Source organism: Actinomadura rugatobispora (assembly GCF_055379765.1).
Window position 1 is genome coordinate 5,227,598 of the sequence record NZ_AP029191.1, and the last position, 17,353, is coordinate 5,244,950.

Genomic DNA, 17,353 nt, shown 5'->3' on the forward strand with positions numbered 1-17,353 from the left:
GGCGACTCGTCGAGCGTCCGCGATGGGGCGCGTTGGCGGGTGCCCAGGGCGCCGGTTGCGCCATCCCCGCCGCGGGCCGCAGGGCGCTGCGCCCGTCTCCGCCGCGCCGCGCCCCTTCAGGCGGCGCAAACCTGCTGGGAGGCGCGGCTGGACTGGTGATTCTTGGCGATGTCGGTCATGGCCTAGTGGATGGCCGTGGGCGGCGAAACGACTCCGCTGCCCACGCAAGGAACGTGGCGGAGGTGGTGCCCCTCTCATCAGGCACGAAAACGGCGTAGGCCAGGCACGTGTGGTCGTGGTTGTAGCCGATCCCGCGCGGTCACAAAGCGAAGGGGGGCGGGGGCGTGCTGCGGCAGCGTCCTCAAGACCGCCAGCCGAGCCCGGCAGAGGCGGCTCCGCGGCGTGTGGGCGCCGCCTGTGCGGTGATGAGCGCCGATCGCCCCGAGCCTCAGCGGCTCGACCGTGAACCGGTGCCTACCTCACCGCGCCGAGATGTCGGGCGCCCAGCACACGGCCGCGCTGCCGAACTGCGCCCGCGGACCGTCTCGCGACGTGACGCGGACGCGCTGGTCGCCGCGCTCGGGGATGTGGCCGAGCTTCTTGACGTCCAGATGGATCCTCTCGCCCGGCGGCGGAGTGCTCATAGCGCCGCCGGGCTGATGCGGGAGGCGCGGATCCGCTGCCCGGTGACCGGGTCGCAGGCGGCCAGGACGAGGGCGCCCTGGCGGCGCAGGATCCGGGTGACGGTGCGGGCCGAGATCCCGGTCTCGCGGGAGATGTGGTCGGGCCCGGCACGGAACGCGCGACGCGGCTGCAGCGCCCGCTCCTCGACCCGCGAGTGGGTGTCCGCGACAGGTAGGAGCACGGCCCTCTGCACCGGTCGGCCAGGCCGCTCCAGCCGCTGGCGGTGGAAGCGGCCCACCCACCGGTGTTCCCCTCCAGCACGACACGGCGAACCAGCGGGCATCCGCCGGGAAGCGTCAGCCGGGCGTTGGCGCGACCCGTCAAGACTTCCGGTGGAAGCGTGTACCTCCGCTACGGCCGGAGGGTCTTCTTGCTGGTCGAGCACCCGTCCGTGGTTTGTTACCGAGATCATGTCCAAGTGAAGCGATTCGTTTGCATCACGTCCGTGTGCTCGTTCTCAGGCAGCTTCAAGGGCACCTCTCGGCCTTAGAGTGGCGGGGCGTTTGGGGGCGCTTCCTGTGAAAGGGGAGCAGCAGAACGGCGTCGTTGACGCGTCGGTGCCATGATGCATTCTCATGGGCAACACTCGCGCTTGGCCGGTACTGAGGACGGCAGAGGTGTCTCAGGCATTGGATCTGGCGCGGCGGCTACTGTCCGTTGCCGACGATTACAGCCCCACGTCGTGCTATCTGAACGCTTGGGCCCGTACCGAATCTGTTCTTGAGCGGTTGACGACCGCCTTTCCCGATGCTGCGACCAGGTCGTACGGGCGAGAGGGATCGCTGTTCCCGGTGGAAGTGACCTTCAAGGTGGGGTCGTTCGAGGAGGCGGCGGCCGCGCTCCGTACGGGAATGGGCATCACGCCCTGCTACGTGTTGTGGCACTGGATCTTCTGGCCCGCCGTACCCGAGTTGGGTCTCCGAGAGCAGCACAAGTACGCCGAGTTGGAGATCGCTTGCTACAGCCGCGACATCTTCTGTGAAGAGCCGGCTCCCGATCACACCGTCTTCGTGCATGCCGGCCCTGACGAGGACCGGCGGGCGGAGTGGCTGGCGGCCCAAGTCGGCGCGGAGGTGATCGGGCCACCTGAATTCGGCTGGTGACCACGCCTTGCCTCGGTGGTCACCAGGCGAGGTGTCGCGGCGTTGCGGAGGCAGTCGGTCCCGATGCCCGTCACCGCATTGGTGAGGCGCGTCGCCCGTCCTCATGGCCGGCTGAGCTTTGGTCAACGAGGACCGCGCGATCCCGGTGAACCTAGACTCCGTTCTCATGGCCGACTTCGAGGACGTCAAGCTCACCTTCTGGGCAGAGGACGGCTACGGCGTCCAATCACCCTTGACGGAAGAGGCGGTCGGGGAGGCCGAGCGGGAGCTCGCGCTCCGGTTGCCCGCGTTGTTGCTCGATCTTCTGAGCGTCCAGAACGGTGGCGAGGTCGCTGAGGCATGGGACGCCTTCCCCACCGATGAGCCGAACTCGTGGAGTCCTGACCATGTCCCCTTCCCCGATCTCCTCGGGATCGGCCGACGAGAGGGAACCCTGTCTCTGCTCGATACCCCGTACCTGACCCAGGAGTGGGGTCTGCCCTCCCCGGTCGTCCTGCTGTCCGGTGATGGGCACTACTGGATCGCGCTTGACTACCGCGCCTCCGGGGTGGACCGCGAGCCGTCGGTCACCTGGCTCGACGCCGATCGAGGAACGGAACTCGCCCTGGCGCCGGACTTCCGATCGTTCGTCGAGGGACTCGTCCCCAGCGGCATGTTCGACGACGACTTCGAGTAGCCGGAGCGCGGTCATGAACCGTCCGGACGCCCCGAACACGCCCGCCGAAGGCGTGCGTGTTCGAGGACGGAGTGGAGCGTACTTCTGACCTCGGCGGTCGGCTGCGATCACGTCCTGACGAGGCCCACCGTGGCTGTCCTGTAGAGAGTTGTGGCATGGAGTTCTTCTGCTATCACCGCGACCGGACCGGCTCCATGGCGTTGCGCGCCGAACTGCTTGAGGAGCACTGGTCCTACATGGACCGGTACGCGACGGAGATGATCGCTCGCGGTCCGACCTTCGCCGGTGACGGGGACACGCCCTCCGGCAGCCTGCACATCGTCGACTTGCCCGGTCCGGCCGACGCCCGCTCGTTCGCCTTCGACGAGCCCAACTACCAGGCCGGTGTGTACCGGGACGTGCTGCTCCGGCGGTGGCGCAACACGCTCGGGCGCACCATGTGGGATTTCCCCGGTGGCCGGACCGGCGGCAACCGGTACCTGGTGCTCGGCCTCGGCTCGGGGCGGGCCGCCGACCTCGCCCTCCCGCCCGAGGAGGACGAGCTGATCGCGTACGGGCCGCTGCTGTCCGACGACGGGATCACCTGGCTGGGGACGGCGGCGCTGGTCCAGGCGCCGGACCCGGACACCGCACGCGCCGTCCTGACCATGGACCGGTACGCCTGCATAGAGGTGCACGACTGGGAATTCGGTGGACGCCGGTAAGGGCCGAAACCGGCATTTTCCGTTCACCTGGTTATAGGGAGGGCGGTGTGCCCTCGTCCGACCGCACCTCGCCGCCCATTGATTTCCCGGCGTGGACGGCCGTCTAGTACTCCAGCCGTAGAAGGTGATCTTTATCGTTTCCGGGTGGATTGTCGCTGGTAGTGGCAGGTGCGGGCGCGGGCTTGGTGGCGTCGCCGCCAGTGCGACCAGTGCAGGCAGTGCGCGGGATCAGGGGCCGTGCGTGAGGTCATGCGGGTCAGTAGCCGCTGAACCTCGGCCAAAGTGATCGGGGCCAGGTCGGGTTGGTCGCCGAGGCGGGCGCGTTCGGCTGTGGTCACGGCGGCCAGGAAGGCGTGCGCGAGCATGGCGAGGGTGGTCCACCGGTACCAGGATCTCCAGGTGCGGACCTGGTGCTGGTCCAGACCGCACAGGCCCTTGCCGGCCTGGAACGCCTCCTCGATGGTCCAGCGCCGTCCGGCAACCTTCACCAGCGCCGCGACCGGCACCGGGCCGGGCGCGTAGCAGCGGTAGAACGCCAGTTCCCGTGTGCGGCGGTTGCGCCGGATCAGCAGCCACCGGCATCCCGGCCGGTCGGTCCGCCGGTCGGTGTCGACCAGCGCCCAGTCATAAAGACGATGGCCCTTGGCGCCTGCCCCGGCCGACAGCCGCTGCCAGGCCCGCTGGGGAAGGGCGGCGGCCACCTGGTCGGCACGGCGGGCGCCGATGGGCAGGGCGACCCGGTGGGAGGCCGCCACCGCCAGCACATATCCCACGCCGCGTTCCTCCAGCTCACGGCGCAGGGCAGGGTACTGGCCGTAGACCTCGTCGGCGGCCACCCACTCGGCCTGCGTTCCGGCGTCCAGCGCGCGGGCGATCATGCGGCGGGCCAGCTCGCCCTTGGTGGCGAAGGCTCGGTCGGCGGGCACTCGGGCGTCATGGCGTCGCTGGTCGTCGCCGGCCCAGACGTGGGGCAGATACAGCTCCCGGTCGATGAAGGCGTGCCCGGCGTCGGCCGCGTAGGCCAGGAACACCGCGACCTGGCTGTTCTCGATGCGGCCGGCGGTGCCGGTGTACTGGCGTTGCACCCCGGCCGTGCGGGTGCCCTTCTTCAGGTCGCCGGTCTCGTCCACCACCAGCACCGCCCCGGCGCCGGCGAGGCGGGCGGTCACGTACCGGCGCAGATCATCGCGTACGGCGTCGGCATCCCAACTCGCCCGCGACAGCAGATGCTGCATCGCGTCCGGGGTGGCGTGACCGGCGTGCTCAGCCAGCGTCCAGCAGTTCTTGCGCGGCAGCTCGGCCAGCAGCCCCAGCAGCATCGCCCGGGCCGTGCGTCGTGGCTCCACCCGGGTGAATCGGCAGGCCAGATGGCCCATCAGGTCATCGAACATGCTCTGCCAGCGGCCAGGGTCTACGCTGTGGCCAGCGGCCACCGCCCGGTTTTCGTTTGTCCTCACAAACAACGATGATCACGCGGTGGCCGTCCTGCTTCCAAACGCCCTTAACCAGCAAGATCGCGATCTACAGCTGGAGTACTAGGGGTCGGGTGGCTTCGTGGATGCTTCGTTGCTGAGGTCTCGCCGTTTCCAGCCTGGGTGCGGCTCGATGCGCAGGCTGCCTGCGATTCAGGTCATTGGCCGGGGTGCGGATTCCGGGCTCGTGAAGGCGACGACCGAGGTCAATGGCTCTCGAGGCGCCGGCGCTGCGCTGACCGGTATGCCCGTGATCGTATGAGCAGCGGCGATTGAGGGAGACTGGCAAGGCGATACGGGGTTGCTGGTTGTGATGGCTTATGCGAGTTGTGAGTGATTCGCTGATTCGTGTGCGGGTTCGGCGCGCGGAGTGCCATCTGTAGGTGACTTTGCTGAAGTCGCTCTGCCGCAGCGGTCCGGCTTTGGGTGTTGGTAAAGACCTGATGGTGATCCGTGTGTCGCCTTCTGGTGGGCCGTCACGCCCCTGCGACCGGCGGAACTCGGTCCAGATTGTCGGGTCGCGCTGGGTGAATGAGCTTCCTCGGGTAAGAGGCATGCCGTCGTGCCGTGGGGTGATCATCACTGGCCTTTACCCGGCCGATGTCAGAACAAGAGAGTGCGGCGGGGTGGGGGCCAGCCTGGAACGCCTTTACTCACTCTCTGTAATTGCCTGAATACGGTGAGGGTACGTGACGTGCGAAAACACGGGCTCGGTGCCCTTACTTCAGGAGGAAGCATGAAGATTCCGACTCCGCTGCGCATGGCTGCACTGACCGGTGCCAGCATGGTCGCGGCCGCCGGCTTCGCCGCGTTCGGTCCCGCCACCATGTCGAGCGCGGCGCAAACCAACGCCGCCCAGGCAGCGACTTCCCCCACGTGCTCGTTCGCGCAGGACTGCGACGGCGAGCACGGGGAGCACGGTTATCACGGCCAGTTCCTCGGTCATCTCCATGGTCTTCACAGCCAGGCATTCGAGGAGTTCTTCGGTCAGCACGGCAAGGGCCCCGAGGGCGACAAGGGCCACGAGGGCGACAAGGGCCACGAGGGCGACAAGGCTCCCCAGGGCGACAAGGCTCCCCAGGGCGACAAGGCCCACCAGGGCGACAAGGCCCACCAGGGCGACAAGGCTCCCCAGGGCGACAAGGCTCCCCAGGGCGACAAGGGCCGCGACGGCGACAAGGGCCTCCAGGGCGACAAGGGCCAGCAGGTCGTCCACGAGGGTCAGCAGGGCGGCGACAAGGCCCAGGGCGAGAAGGGTCTCCAGGGCGGCGACAAGAGCCAGGGCGAGAAGGGCCTCCAGGGCGGCCACAAGGGGCAGCAGGGGGGCCACGAGGGCCTCCAGGGCGGCCACAAGGGGCAGCAGGGGGGCCACGAGGGCCTTCAGAGCGGCCACGAGGGCGAGAAGGGGCACCACGCGGGGCTCAAGGGCCACGAGGGCGCCAACAAGGGCCAGGAGGGCTACGACGGGAGCTACGGCGACCAGGACGAGAACTACGAGAGCTACGAGGACGGCGACATCTAGGGATCGCAGTGTGGGCATCCGCCGTCTCACCAGGTTCGGGTGGGGCGGCGGATTCCCGCTTTTCGGGCGGGTGACCGGTGCCTACCAGTGCTCTCCCCAGGGGTCCGGGGGCTCGTACATTTCCTGTCTGCGTTCGTCGGCTCGGCGGGCCAGGCGGTGTTGCGGCAGGTGGTCCTGGATCTGCCACCATTCCAATCTGAAGAAGCGCCGATCCTCCCCGGCCACGATGAGCGGCCCATGGTCATGGGTGTGGAAGTAGGTGTAGAACCCGCCGCTGCGGGCGAGCACCGTTTCCGGGGGCGGATCGGCGGGAGCGTATCTTCCGCCGTCGAGGACGTAGACCCGGTGGGCGTCGGCTGCGGTGATGTCCCGGTCCGGGGTGAGGACGAGCGGCCATTGATCGGGGTTGTCGGAGTCGGCGACGTCGTCCGGTAGCGGCGGGGGCTCGTCCGCCAGGGCCTGCACCGTCCATTCGTTGAGGAAGGTCGCCCGGCAGATCTCGTCCAGGGGGAGTCCCAGGCGGACGGAGGCCAGGGCCAGGTTCTCCGTTTCGGGACGGTCACCGCGCTCGCGCTCCGCTGCTCTGGCGGCTTCACCGGCCAGCCGGAGCCAATGGAGCGGGGTCTCGGGTGCAGGGTCCCGCAGATGTTCCGGGCAGCGGCTTCCGGGGCCCGCGGGGGCGATGTTCGGGCAGAAGGCGTGCCCGCACATCTCGACGACGCGTTGCGTACCGAGGTCCGGGACGAACACCGTGCACGCGCGGAAGGGGCGCAGGGGGTCGCGGCCGACGGCGGTGAAGGAGCGGATCCGGTCGCCGTGGTCGCCGCGTTCGACCTGGAACGTCCTCACCTCCCATGCGCTGAGAACGTGGGACGCCATGGCGATCGCCAGGGCCGGGAACGGCCGGAACGGCCGCGTTGCCGCTTCGTCCAGGGTCGGGATCTCCGCGATGGGCCGCCGGGTGTCGTGGTCGTTCAGGTGCCGGATGGCCGTCGCGAGCAGTTCGGCGGCGTCGACGACCGTGCTGTCGATGTCGGTCATGGTCCTCCGTGGGCGTTCGCCTGCACTTTGCGGGTCTGCAGTGCCTCCTTCGCTGAGGCCAGGCAAACGGCTGCTTGCCGGAGAGTGCCGTCCGCGGATGTCGCCTAGGGCAGAGGGCGGCCGTTCAGCCCGACCAGCCGCATCTCGCCCTCGGCGAGTTCGACCAGCTCGTAGAACCCGGACCGGGAGCCGAGCTCGTTGACGGCGTAGGCGGTCTGCCCGGCGAGCGGGCCGTCCAGGCGGAGCGCCGTGCGGAAATCGACCCTCGGCCCGTGGGAGATCGCGTCGAGTTCGTCGTGCCGGAGGAGTTCCTCGTCGACCAGCTCGGTGGCGTCATCGGGCAGGAGCAGCGGGTGGCGGCCGTCGGCGCCGACCGGCCCTCCGATGCGTTCGGCCATGATCCATGATCTCAGATCAGGCCGGGAGCGGGGTCAGGTCGAGGCGGTCGAGGCGGGACGGCTCGGCGATGACGTCGATCTCGGTGATCCGGTCGCCGTCGAACGTGAAGGCGAGGACCAGGGACAGCCGGCCGCCCGGGGCCATGGCCAGCCCGGCCGAACCGTTGATGAGCGCCGTCCCGGTGAAGCGCGCCCGGCCCGTGGCGGCCATCGCGCCCTCGGCGACGCTGCCGGCGCCGCGCACCACGATGGGACGGGGCGTCGGGACGACGGCCGCGTCCGCGCGGAGCACCACGTCCGGGTGCAGCAGCGTGACCAGCGCCTGGAAGTCGCCGCCGCGGGTGGCGGCCAGGAACGCCTCGACGACGCGGCGCTGGCGGGTCAGGTCGGCGCCGGGAGCCGGAGTGCCGCCCTTGACGCGGCGGCGGGCGCGGCTCGCGAGCTGCCTCGCCGCGGCCGGGGACCGCTCGATCATCGGGCCGATCTGGTCGAAGGGCACGGCGAACATGTCGTGCAGCACGAAGGCGAGCCGTTCGGCCGGTGCCAGCGTGTCCAGGACGACCAGCAGCGCGACCCCGACCGAGTCGGCCAGCAGCGCCTCCCGCTCGGGGTCGGCGCCGGCGTCGCGGGCGGCGGGGGCCTGGTCCGGTGCGAGCGACTCGATGGGCTCCTCGCGGCGTGAACGGCGCGCGCGCAGCATGTTCAGGCACACCCGCGCCACCACCGTGGTCAGCCAGCCGCCGAGGTTGGCGACGTCGGAGGTGTCGGCGCGGCTGGCGCGCAGCCAGGCCTCCTGCAGGGCGTCCTCGGCCTCGCTGAGCGAGCCGAGCATCCGGTAGGCGACGGCTCGCAGATGGGTCCTGTCCGCCTCGAAACGCTCGGTCAGCGATGCGTTCTCGTCCATCTGTCACATTCCTCGCGGGCGGCGTTTCAGAGAGGCGGGACCCCGGAACCGGTGGTCCGGCCGGGCGGGAGCCCGGTCCGAGAGCGAGCTCTGGAGAAGGCCATGACATCATCCGTCCTGATCACCGGCGGCACCGGCACCCTGGGACGCCACGTCACGCCGCTGCTGCTGGACGCGGGGTGCAAGGTGCGGGTGCTCAGCCGCCGCGGCGGGGACCCGTCGGACGGCGTCGAGCACGTGACCGGCGACCTGCTCGCGGGGGAGGGGATCGAGGCCGCGGTGGACGGGGCCGAGACCGTCCTGCACCTGGCGGGCGGCCCCAAGGGCGACGACGCGGCGACCCGCAACCTCGCGCGGGCCGTGTCGCGGGCCGGTGCGCGGCACCTGGTGCACATCTCGGTCATCGGGGCCGACCGGATGCCGCTGGGCTGGTTCCGGACGCAGCTGGGCGCGGAGGAGGCCGTGACCGGCTCCGGCGTCCCGTGGACGATGCTGCGGGCGGCCCAGTTCCACGACCTGGTGCTGGGGGTGGTGCGGAAGATGGCGGCGCTGCCGGCCGTCCCGGCGCCGGGCGGGCTACGGTTCCAGCCGGTCGACGCGCGGGACGTGGCGTCCCGGCTCGCGGAACTGACGCTCGGCGAGCCGGCCGGCCTGGTGGACGATCTGGCCGGGCCGGCGGTGTACGGGATGGCCGATCTCGTCCGCGAGTACCTGCGGGTGCGCGGGAAGCGGCGGGCGATGGTGCCGGTCCGGATCCCGGGGAAGGTCGGACGCGCGTACCGGGCCGGCGACAACCTGACCCTCGAAGGGGCCGACCTCGGCGGGCGGACGTGGGAGGACTTCCTGGCCGAGCGGCTGGGCTGATCCGAGCGTGCGCGCCTGGAGAGGGCTCCGTTGGACCGCGCCCGGTCCGGCGGTTTTCGGTTCGCGTACCGGGCGATACTGGGCGCATGGAGCACGGGCGGCCGGTGGACGACGCCGGGGACGGCGGTCGGGTGGTGCTGCGGCGTACCTCGGCCGATGACAGGGACGAGTTCATCGGCCTGGCGAGGGCCAGCGGGGACCTGCACCATCCCTGGGTGTGGGTGCCCACCACGGAGCAGGGGTTCGAGGAGTACCTGGCCCGGTTCGACCAGGTCGCGGCCGTGGGGTTCGTCGTCTGCCTGCGGAAGACCGGGGCGATCGCGGGGTTCGTCAGCATCAGCCGGATCGAGCGCGGCTCGTACGAGAAGGGCGTGCTGGGGTACGGGGCCTTCACGCCGCACGAGGGGCGCGGCTATATGACGGAGGGCGTCGCGCTGGCGGTCCGGCACGGGTTCGAGCGGCTGGGGCTGCACCGGCTGGAGGCCGACATCCAGCCGGGGAACACGGCGTCGCTGAGCCTGGCGGCCAAGGTCGGCCTGCGCCGGGAGGGATTCTCGCCGAAACTGATTAGGATCGAGGGGGTGTGGCGGGACCATGAGCGCTGGGCCATCGTCGACGATCGGAGCTAGCGCACGTGGCCTCGTACGTGGGCGGACGAGGAGTCTGGTGCGCGGCGCCGCGCTCGAATCTCACTGAGGAGGGCGAACGTGGCCTTCGACGTTGAGTTGCCTACCCACCGCCCGCGGCCCGAGTGGCCCGACACTCTCGATGTGAGGGCCCTCCTTGAGGAGGGCTGGCGGCCGACGCCGTTCCGCGAGTTCGTGCTCAAGATTCACAGCCGCTGCAACCTGGCCTGTGACTACTGCTACATGTACGAGATGGCGGACCAGGGGTGGCGACGCCAACCACGGCGGATGAGCCGTCCCATCGTCGACCAGGTGGCGCGCAGGATCGCCGAGCACGCCAGGTCGAACCTCCTGCCCAAGGTCGACGTGATCTTGCACGGCGGTGAGCCGCTGCTGGCCGGGGTCGAGCACGTGCGCTACACGGCGAGCACCCTGCGCCGGGCCATGCCCGAGATCGACGTCGGCCTGCATGTGCAGACGAACGGTGTGCTCATCGATGCCGAGTTCCTCGAGCTCTTCGATGAACTGGACATCATGGTCGGGGTCAGCATGGACGGCGACGAGGAAGGCCATGACCTCCATCGGCGCCGCGCCAACGGGCGGGGCAGTTTCCAGGCGGTGCGCGCCGGCGTCGAGGCGTTGCGGGCGCCTCGGTACAAGCGGCTGTTCGGTGGACTGCTGGGCACGATCGACCTGAAGAACGATCCGGTACGGACCTATGAGGCCTTGCTCGACTTCGAGCCGCCCGCCGTGGATTTCCTGTTGCCGCACGGGAACTGGGACTCGCCGCCTCCGGGGCGTCCCCCGGACGACACCACGCCGTACGGCGACTGGCTCATCAGCGTGTTCGACCGCTGGTACGGCGCGAAGGCCAGGGAGACCCGCCTCCGGCTGTTCGATGACATCATGCGCCTGCTGCTGGGCGGGCATCCCACCGCCGAGGCGGTCGGGCTGGCGCCGATCGCGCTGGTCGTGGTGGAGGCCAACGGTCAGATCGAGCAGGTGGACTCGCTCAAGTCGACGTTCGAGGGGGCTGCGGTCACGCCGCTGCACGTCTCGCGCGACCCGTTCGACGCGGCCCTGATGCTGCCGCCGATCGTCGCCCGCCAGATCGGGCAACGGGCCCTCGGTCCCCATTGCGCGAGTTGCCGGATCAAGCGTGTGTGCGGCGGCGGGCACTACGTGCACCGTTACCGTTCGGGAAACGGCTTCCGCGACCGCTCCATCTACTGCAATGACCTCTACCGGCTGATCACGTACATCCACGGGGTCGTGTCCGCCGACGTCGAGGCCCTGCGAGGCGCGACGACCTCCTAGATCGGGGGCGGGTCGAAGCCGACGTTGATGCGCCCGCCCTCGAGGAAGAGCGCCGCGCTGGGATGTTCGAGGCCCAGCGTCCGGTGGTACGCGGCCCTGGTCTCTTCGAAGAGACCCATGGCCTCCTCTTCCTCGCCCAGCACCTTCAGATCCGATGTCAGATTGGCGGCGCAGAGGAGGGTCATGGGGTGCTCGGCGCCCAGGACGGCGCGCAGCCGCCGGAGGGTGCCCCGCCCCAGGCGGCACGCGTTGTCGTGGTCGCCCTGCGCCGCCAGGTCACTGGCGAGGTTCGTCGCGACGGTCAGGGCATAGTGGTGGTCGCGGCCCAGCTTCGATTCCAGCCCGGCCAACGCCCGTTCGTTGAGTTCACGTGCGGAGTGCGGGTCGTCCCGGACACGGTGCATGATGGCGAGGTTCCCCATGCAGCCGTAGTTGTACGGGTGGGCGGGCCCGTAGACCTTGGGATAGCGCCGTACCGTGTCCGCGGCCAAGTCCAAGGCCTCCGAGATGTCGCCACGGGTGCGCAGGAGATTGGCCAGGCACATCGCCGCGGCGAGGGTGTCCGGGTGGTCGAGGCCGAACTGCCGGACGCATCGGACGTGAACTTCTTCGGTCAACTCGGCGGCACGATCGAGCTCGCCCAGCAGGCGCCAGGCAATGGACAGGTCCTTGCCGGTCCGGAGCGTCCGGGTGTGTTCCACCCCCAACTCCTCGACGCTGTAGGCGTAGGCGTCCTCGCCCAGGTCGCAGGCTTCCGAGTAGTCGCCGCACAGCCGGACGGCGCGAGCGAGCCCGCTCCAGATGGCGATGTGGGTCAGCTTGTCGAAGTTGTTCGCCTCCAGGGCGAGGCAGGCCTGGTAGGCGTCTTCCAGCACTTCCTTGGAGCGGACGTAGGCACTGCTGAGCCCGTAGTCCAGCGCCACGTTGTTCGCCGTTCTGATGGTCCTCAGGTCAACCTGACCGAACTTGGCCTCGTAGCGGCGCAGGAGTTCCTCGTCGCGTTCGAGCGCACGCTGGAACTCGCCGTGGGCACGGAGGTCGGCGCCCTCCCCGCGCAGGAAGCGCAGCGTCAGCTCGTCATCGGGACCAAGGGTCTTCTCGGCCGCCTTCAGGGTGTTGAGATTGAGATTGGACGAGGCTTCGTAGTCGCCGAGGTCCCGCAGGATGTTGGCCTGTTCCATGCGGAGTTCGATGACGTCCGAGTGCTCCTCACCGGAGTCGGCGATCCACTTGGTGAGGAAGCTCTCCGCATGGTCACGGGCCGACTCGAAGTCGCCCGACGCGTACAGGTACCGGACGATGTCGATGGAGAGGCGTCGGGCGTCGGGCACCTGACTGAAGCCGACCTTCGCCGGGACGATGTGGCCCAGCAGCTCGGAGTAGCGCTTCCAGCTGCCGGGCTCCCGGGGGTCGCCGGGGGCGTACCCGGCGAGCAGCAGGTGGACCTCGTCGCGCAGCCGGCCCTGCTCGTCCGGCGGCAGCTCCTCGCGCAGCAGCGCCTGGATCAGCCGGTGGACCTGGATGGTGCGGTGGGGTATGTCCAGGCGCGCCAGGGCGTACCGGCCCAGCTCGCCGATCACCCGGCTGAGCAGGATGGGGTCGCGGACCAGCCCGGCCAGGGGGTCGCCGAGTTCCACGCGCGGCTGGCTGAATGCGTCCCGGGGGATCGGCTCGGGACCGAAGAAGGCGCAGCAGCGGAGCAGGGCGATGGCCTCGGGAAGCTTGTCGTTGAGGCTGGCCACCGACAGCCCCCACGCGGCCGTCATCGGCACGGGGTATTCGCTGGGCTTGCCCTCGGCTAGCAGCTGGCTGGTGCGCTCGGCCAGCAGCCCGAGGTACTCCGACACGCTCATGCCGGTCTCGGCCTGCAGCGCGCCGGCCTGTTCGAGCGCGAGCGGGAGGTCGCCGAGCTCGTGCGCGAGCCGGTCGGCGTCCTCGTCGGTGATGGCCCGCGGCACCCGCTTCCGCAGGAACTCCAGGCTCTCCTCGCGGCGGAACACGTCCACCGCGACGGTGTCGACGACGCCCTCCCAGCGGTGGTTGCGGGAGGTGATCAGGACGTGCCCGGGGCCGTGCGGGATGATGTCGTTCAGGTCCTCGGGCTGGTCGGCGTTGTCGAAGATGAGCAGCCACCGGTCGTACGGCTCTCCCCGCCGCAGCGCCTCGAGCACGGCCTTGGCGGCGTCCTCGATGCCGCTGGCGGTGGGCGTCGGCAGCCCGAGGGACGGCGCCAGGCTCGCCAGCGAGGAGCGCACCAGCACGGGCTGGTCGGCGGGGATCCACCAGACGACGTCGTACTCCGAACGGAAGCGGTAGGCGTACTCGACGGCCATCTGGGTCTTGCCGACGCCGCCCAGGCCGTGCAGCGCGTGCGGCACGACCGCCGTGACCTGCCCCGCGATGCCGTCGTGGAGCCGGCCGAGCAACTCTTTCCGGCCGGTGAAGTTCTTGTTGCGGGGTGGGATCCTTCCCCATACCTCGGGAACACGTCCGGCCGGTCGCGTTGCTCCCGGGCGTGGGTTGGTCATCCGAGCCACCTCTGCATAGGTATCGACCAATGCACGCAATTCTCCGTACTGTCAAGCGGAGAGACAAGTCCGATGCGGCGGGCGGATCGGCCATTCCCTTTGCGTGAGCGGGTTCAGGGGATCATCTCATCCGACGAGGCTCTAATTTTGGGCTCCAATAATTTGGATTATTGATGTCCTAAACTTGCGCTACGGGCACGGGCTTCGGATGGAACAGCCCGGCGGCGTCGCCTGCCGCAGGGCGGCGCGGCCATGTCGATCGGGTGGCCGGGTATAATGATGACCAGCAGTGTCCCATGCCTGCGACCAGGGAGAGTGCATGACACAGGCGAGTTCCGATGTGCACGCCGGTCCCCAGGCGAGCCTTGAGCTCATCGACACCTCCGGCCTGTCGTTCTCTCGCCTGACCACCTCCCCTGAGTCGCCGCTCATGCGGGCCTTGTTCGAGACACTGGATCCGGCGCCGGGGTCGGGCCGACCGGGTCGTGGCTTTTCGAACGATCTGAGCGGCTGACTCCTGGTACCGACGGTCGGCTCTAGTTCGTGTTTCGGATGACTTCTGGCCGAATCGGTCTTCTCTGAAGACATTGATTGTTTTCAGGCTTGCGCAATAGCCGATTTCGTCGGCTTGTGCCGTTATCGGTCTGGTCCGTCGTCTCCCCAGGGTGTTGGCCGCTGTGCTGAAGCGCCCTGTTCGCGAAGAACTGCTCGAACTCCGGTAGAAGCGTCGGCCGGCGTCCTGCGCGCGGGCGCCGTGCTGTTCGCGTTGGTGGATCTGGCGTTGGGGATGGCGCAACTGGCGGGGGAGCGGGAGCGGGTGGTGGCGGCGCTGCCGGTGGAGATCGCCGGTGTGATCCCGCGGTCGTTCAATGCCCGGTCCGACACCTACGAGATCATCCGCACCTGCCTGGACTACCCGGGCGGCCTGCAGGCGCTGCTGGGGTTCCTTCAGGGGTTCGGGGGCGAGTCGCCGGCGTTCGGCGAGTTCAGGCGGGCGGTCGTCCGGCTCCTGTACGGGGGCTGAGCAGGGCGGATCGGGCCCCTGGACGGTGGCTCCGGCCGGTGGCTCCGGCCGGTGGCGCGGCGGGGTGCGGGCGTCACCGTGCGTACCGGCGTGTGTTGCCTGACGCTTGAACGGGCATCTAGGTTTACTTGACTGCACTGTTTTTCTTTTGGTCTGTTATGCGGGCTGGGGTGGTCGGAGCGCGGAGGTGCGCGGCGAGCCGTGGCCGGAACGGTCCATCCGCGAGGTGCGGACGGGCGTCCGGTGCAGAGAACGAGACAGAAGGACGAGGAACATGCCGGAGGAACACGTGAAACCGGACAGCAAGGGCGGTGAGGAGGTCCTGGGCACGTCGGCCGGGCTGAGGGGAGCGCTGCCGCCCCGGACCGACTGGATCGTGTTCGGCGTGACGGCGGTGCTGACCCTCGCCTTCGTGGTCTGGGGCGCCACCGCCACCGACTCGCTGGAGGAGGTGTCGACCTCCCTCCTGACCGGCACCATGCACAACCTGGGCTGGGCGTTCGTGCTGGCCGCCTCCGGATTCGTGGTGTTCGCGCTGTGGCTGGCGTTCAGCCGGTACGGGAAGATCACGCTGGGGCAGGAGGGGGAGGAGCCGGAGTTCCGGACGATCTCCTGGGTCGCGATGATGTTCAGCGCGGGCATGGGCATCGGGCTGATGTTCTACGGGGTGAACGAGCCGCTCACCCACTACGCCGACCCGCCGCCCGGCACCCACGACACCGTTCCCGCGGACAAGATCGAGACCGCGATGGCGACCACGCTGTTCCACTGGACGCTGCACCCGTGGGCGATCTACGCGGTGGTCGGCCTGGGCATCGCCTACAGCTGCTACCGCCGGGGCCGGCGGCAGACCATCAGCGCGGTGTTCACCCCGCTGATCGGCGAGAAGCACGCCAACGGCGGCACCGGCAAGGTGATCGACATCCTGGCGATCTTCGCCACGCTGTTCGGCTCCGCCGCCTCGCTGGGACTGGGCGCGCTGCAGATCAGCAGCGGCGCCAAGGCGGCCGGATGGACCGACGAGATCTCCGAGGGGATCCTGGTCCTCATCATCGTCGTGCTGACGCTGGCGTTCGTCGCCTCCGCCGTCTCCGGCATCGACAAGGGCATCCAGTGGCTGTCCAACACCAACATGGTGCTGGCGCTGATGCTGGTCGTGTTCGTCTTCGTGCTCGGCCCGACCGTCCAGATCCTGGACCTGCTGCCCACCTCGATCGGCGCGTACCTGCAGGACCTGCCGCAGATGGCGGCCCGGACCGAGGCGACCGCCGGGGACAACATCGCCGAGTGGCTGTCGAACTGGTCGGTGTTCTACTGGGCCTGGTGGATCTCCTGGACGCCGTTCGTGGGCCTGTTCATCGCCCGGATCAGCCGGGGCCGCACCATCCGGCAGTTCGTCGGCGGCGTGATCCTGGTGCCGAGCGTGGTCAGCCTGGTGTGGTTCGCGGTGTTCGGCGGCACGGCGACCCGGCTGGAGTCGCAGGGCGCCGGGCTGACCGGCGGCGACGCCACCCCGGAGGGGCAGCTGTTCGCGGTGTTGCGGGAGTACCCGATCGCGGGCGTCACCGGCCTGCTGGTGATGATCCTGGTGGGGATCTTCTTCGTGTCCGGCGCGGACGCGGCCTCGATCGTCATGGGGACGCTGTCGCAGCGCGGCACGCTGGAGCCCACCCGGGCCGTGGTGGTGATCTGGGGCGTGCTGACCGGCGCGGTCGCGGCGATCATGCTGCTGGTCGGCGGCGGCGGTGACGCGGCGCTGACCGGGCTGAAGAACCTCACGATCCTGGTGGCCGTGCCGTTCATGCTGGTGATGGTGGGGATGTGCGTGGCGCTGATGCGGGACCTGCGGCACGACCCGCTGATCCTGCGCGGCGAGCGCGGGGAGCAGGCCGTCGAGACGGCCGTCATCACCGGGCACGAGCTGTACGACGGCGACTTCGAGCTGCGTGTCGTCCCGGGCAACGGGACGAACGGCAAGGACGGCTCCGACCCCGGCCCGGAGGCGGCCGTCGACGGGGAGGGCGACGGCGGGCCGGCGCGCGAGGAACCCGTGGCGACCTGACCGGCGGCCGGGGGATCAGTCGTTCAGGAGGTCCTCCGGTACGGCGTAGCCGGGGATCGACGGCCACCGGACGGTCAGCACGACCGACTCCTCCTCGGCGTACCAGGAGTGGTCCACGCCCGGCCCCCAGACGACGTAGTCGCCCTGCTTGCCCAGCAGCACGCTCCGGCCCGGCAGCTCGACCCGGAACCGGCCGCTGATCAGCACCAGCAGGGCGGTGCGCCGCTCGCCGGTGGCCCACTGCGCGCGCCGGTCGCCGGGCCGGTGGGTGCCCCACTTGATCTCGACGTCGTCGCTGTGCCTGGGGTCGCCGGGCGGTTTGAAGTGGCCCAGCAGCCAGCCCCGGTCGCCGGGGGCGTCGACTCCGGCGTTCCCTACGTAGACGTTCACCACAGGCGGCGACGTTAGCAGCCGCCGGGCGTCCCCGG

Annotated in this window: 18 protein-coding genes; 10 read left to right on the top strand and 8 right to left on the bottom strand. The window is 69.7% G+C overall.

Translation table 11 applies throughout. The annotated features are described in order from the left end of the window. Window positions 1-479 precede the first annotated feature (479 nt). Both ACZ466_RS23155 and ACZ466_RS23160 read right to left on the bottom strand, forming a co-directional pair. Window positions 480-644, bottom strand: coding sequence for a hypothetical protein (locus tag ACZ466_RS23155; protein WP_378291191.1), 165 nt, complete (start codon window positions 642-644; stop codon window positions 480-482). Next, entirely contained in the window at window positions 641-865 is a 225-nt protein-coding gene (locus ACZ466_RS23160) for a hypothetical protein (RefSeq protein ID WP_378291189.1), read from the bottom strand. The genes ACZ466_RS23155 and ACZ466_RS23160 overlap by 4 nt, the downstream gene beginning before the upstream one ends. A 436-nt stretch (window positions 866-1,301) precedes the next feature. Between ACZ466_RS23160 and ACZ466_RS23165 the strand changes: the two genes are divergently transcribed. The 3 genes from ACZ466_RS23165 to ACZ466_RS23175 all read left to right on the top strand — a co-directional run bounded on the left by ACZ466_RS23165 (window position 1,302) and on the right by ACZ466_RS23175 (window position 3,167). Next, window positions 1,302-1,787: a hypothetical protein gene (locus tag ACZ466_RS23165; protein ID WP_378291187.1), complete on the top strand. Its 486-nt coding sequence runs from the start codon at window positions 1,302-1,304 to the stop codon at window positions 1,785-1,787. A 166-nt stretch (window positions 1,788-1,953) separates the two neighbouring features. Next, complete coding sequence (locus ACZ466_RS23170) at window positions 1,954-2,463, top strand: SMI1/KNR4 family protein (protein WP_378291185.1); 510 nt, start codon at window positions 1,954-1,956, stop codon at window positions 2,461-2,463. Window positions 2,464-2,618: 155 nt separating this feature from the next. Next, window positions 2,619-3,167, top strand: coding sequence for a YciI family protein (locus tag ACZ466_RS23175; RefSeq protein ID WP_378291183.1), 549 nt, complete (start codon window positions 2,619-2,621; stop codon window positions 3,165-3,167). Between the two features lie 131 nt (window positions 3,168-3,298). On the opposite strand, the gene ACZ466_RS23180 is transcribed toward ACZ466_RS23175, so the two are convergent. Next, window positions 3,299-4,543: an IS701 family transposase gene (locus ACZ466_RS23180; protein WP_378293571.1), complete on the bottom strand. Its 1,245-nt coding sequence runs from the start codon at window positions 4,541-4,543 to the stop codon at window positions 3,299-3,301. Window positions 4,544-5,375: 832 nt separating this feature from the next. Between ACZ466_RS23180 and ACZ466_RS23185 the strand changes: the two genes are divergently transcribed. After that, the gene (locus ACZ466_RS23185; protein WP_378292786.1) at window positions 5,376-6,161 is read left to right on the top strand and encodes a collagen-like domain-containing protein; all 786 of its coding nucleotides are present in this window, start codon (window positions 5,376-5,378) and stop codon (window positions 6,159-6,161) included. Window positions 6,162-6,242: 81 nt separating this feature from the next. On the opposite strand, the gene ACZ466_RS23190 is transcribed toward ACZ466_RS23185, so the two are convergent. The 3 genes from ACZ466_RS23190 to ACZ466_RS23200 form a co-directional block, all read right to left on the bottom strand. Continuing rightward, a complete protein-coding gene (locus ACZ466_RS23190) occupies window positions 6,243-7,202 on the bottom strand; it encodes a hypothetical protein (protein WP_378292784.1) in 960 nt (319 codons plus the stop codon). 104 nt (window positions 7,203-7,306) lie between these two features. Beyond that, a complete protein-coding gene (locus ACZ466_RS23195; protein WP_378292782.1) occupies window positions 7,307-7,600 on the bottom strand; it encodes a hypothetical protein in 294 nt (97 codons plus the stop codon). Between the two features lie 16 nt (window positions 7,601-7,616). Continuing rightward, entirely contained in the window at window positions 7,617-8,504 is an 888-nt protein-coding gene (locus tag ACZ466_RS23200; protein ID WP_378292780.1) for a sigma-70 family RNA polymerase sigma factor, read from the bottom strand. 102 nt (window positions 8,505-8,606) lie between these two features. Here ACZ466_RS23200 and ACZ466_RS23205 point away from each other — a divergent pair, with 102 nt between their 5' ends. From ACZ466_RS23205 to ACZ466_RS23215, 3 genes are all read left to right on the top strand, one after another. Beyond that, window positions 8,607-9,368: an SDR family oxidoreductase gene (locus tag ACZ466_RS23205; protein ID WP_378292778.1), complete on the top strand. Its 762-nt coding sequence runs from the start codon at window positions 8,607-8,609 to the stop codon at window positions 9,366-9,368. 86 nt (window positions 9,369-9,454) lie between these two features. Next, window positions 9,455-9,997 (top strand): GNAT family N-acetyltransferase, encoded by a 543-nt coding sequence (locus ACZ466_RS23210; protein ID WP_378292776.1) that lies wholly within the window; start codon window positions 9,455-9,457, stop codon window positions 9,995-9,997. Between the two features lie 192 nt (window positions 9,998-10,189). Continuing rightward, complete coding sequence (locus ACZ466_RS23215) at window positions 10,190-11,311, top strand: FxsB family cyclophane-forming radical SAM/SPASM peptide maturase (protein ID WP_464044021.1); 1,122 nt, start codon at window positions 10,190-10,192, stop codon at window positions 11,309-11,311. Here the strand turns inward: ACZ466_RS23215 and fxsT are convergent. Next, window positions 11,308-13,839: an FxSxx-COOH system tetratricopeptide repeat protein gene (gene fxsT, locus ACZ466_RS23220; protein ID WP_378292772.1), complete on the bottom strand. Its 2,532-nt coding sequence runs from the start codon at window positions 13,837-13,839 to the stop codon at window positions 11,308-11,310. The two genes, ACZ466_RS23215 and fxsT, sit on opposite strands and share 4 nt — an antisense overlap. 319 nt (window positions 13,840-14,158) lie before the next feature. Between fxsT and ACZ466_RS23225 the strand changes: the two genes are divergently transcribed. From ACZ466_RS23225 to ACZ466_RS23235, 3 genes are all read left to right on the top strand, one after another. After that, window positions 14,159-14,353: a hypothetical protein gene (locus tag ACZ466_RS23225; protein WP_378292770.1), complete on the top strand. Its 195-nt coding sequence runs from the start codon at window positions 14,159-14,161 to the stop codon at window positions 14,351-14,353. A 255-nt stretch (window positions 14,354-14,608) separates the two neighbouring features. Continuing rightward, window positions 14,609-14,863 (top strand): effector-associated domain 2-containing protein, encoded by a 255-nt coding sequence (locus ACZ466_RS23230; RefSeq protein WP_378292768.1) that lies wholly within the window; start codon window positions 14,609-14,611, stop codon window positions 14,861-14,863. A gap of 274 nt (window positions 14,864-15,137) precedes the next feature. After that, complete coding sequence (locus ACZ466_RS23235) at window positions 15,138-16,925, top strand: BCCT family transporter (RefSeq protein WP_378292766.1); 1,788 nt, start codon at window positions 15,138-15,140, stop codon at window positions 16,923-16,925. 15 nt (window positions 16,926-16,940) lie between these two features. On the opposite strand, the gene ACZ466_RS23240 is transcribed toward ACZ466_RS23235, so the two are convergent. Then, entirely contained in the window at window positions 16,941-17,315 is a 375-nt protein-coding gene (locus ACZ466_RS23240; RefSeq protein WP_464043938.1) for a cupin domain-containing protein, read from the bottom strand. Window positions 17,316-17,353: the final 38 nt, after the last annotated feature.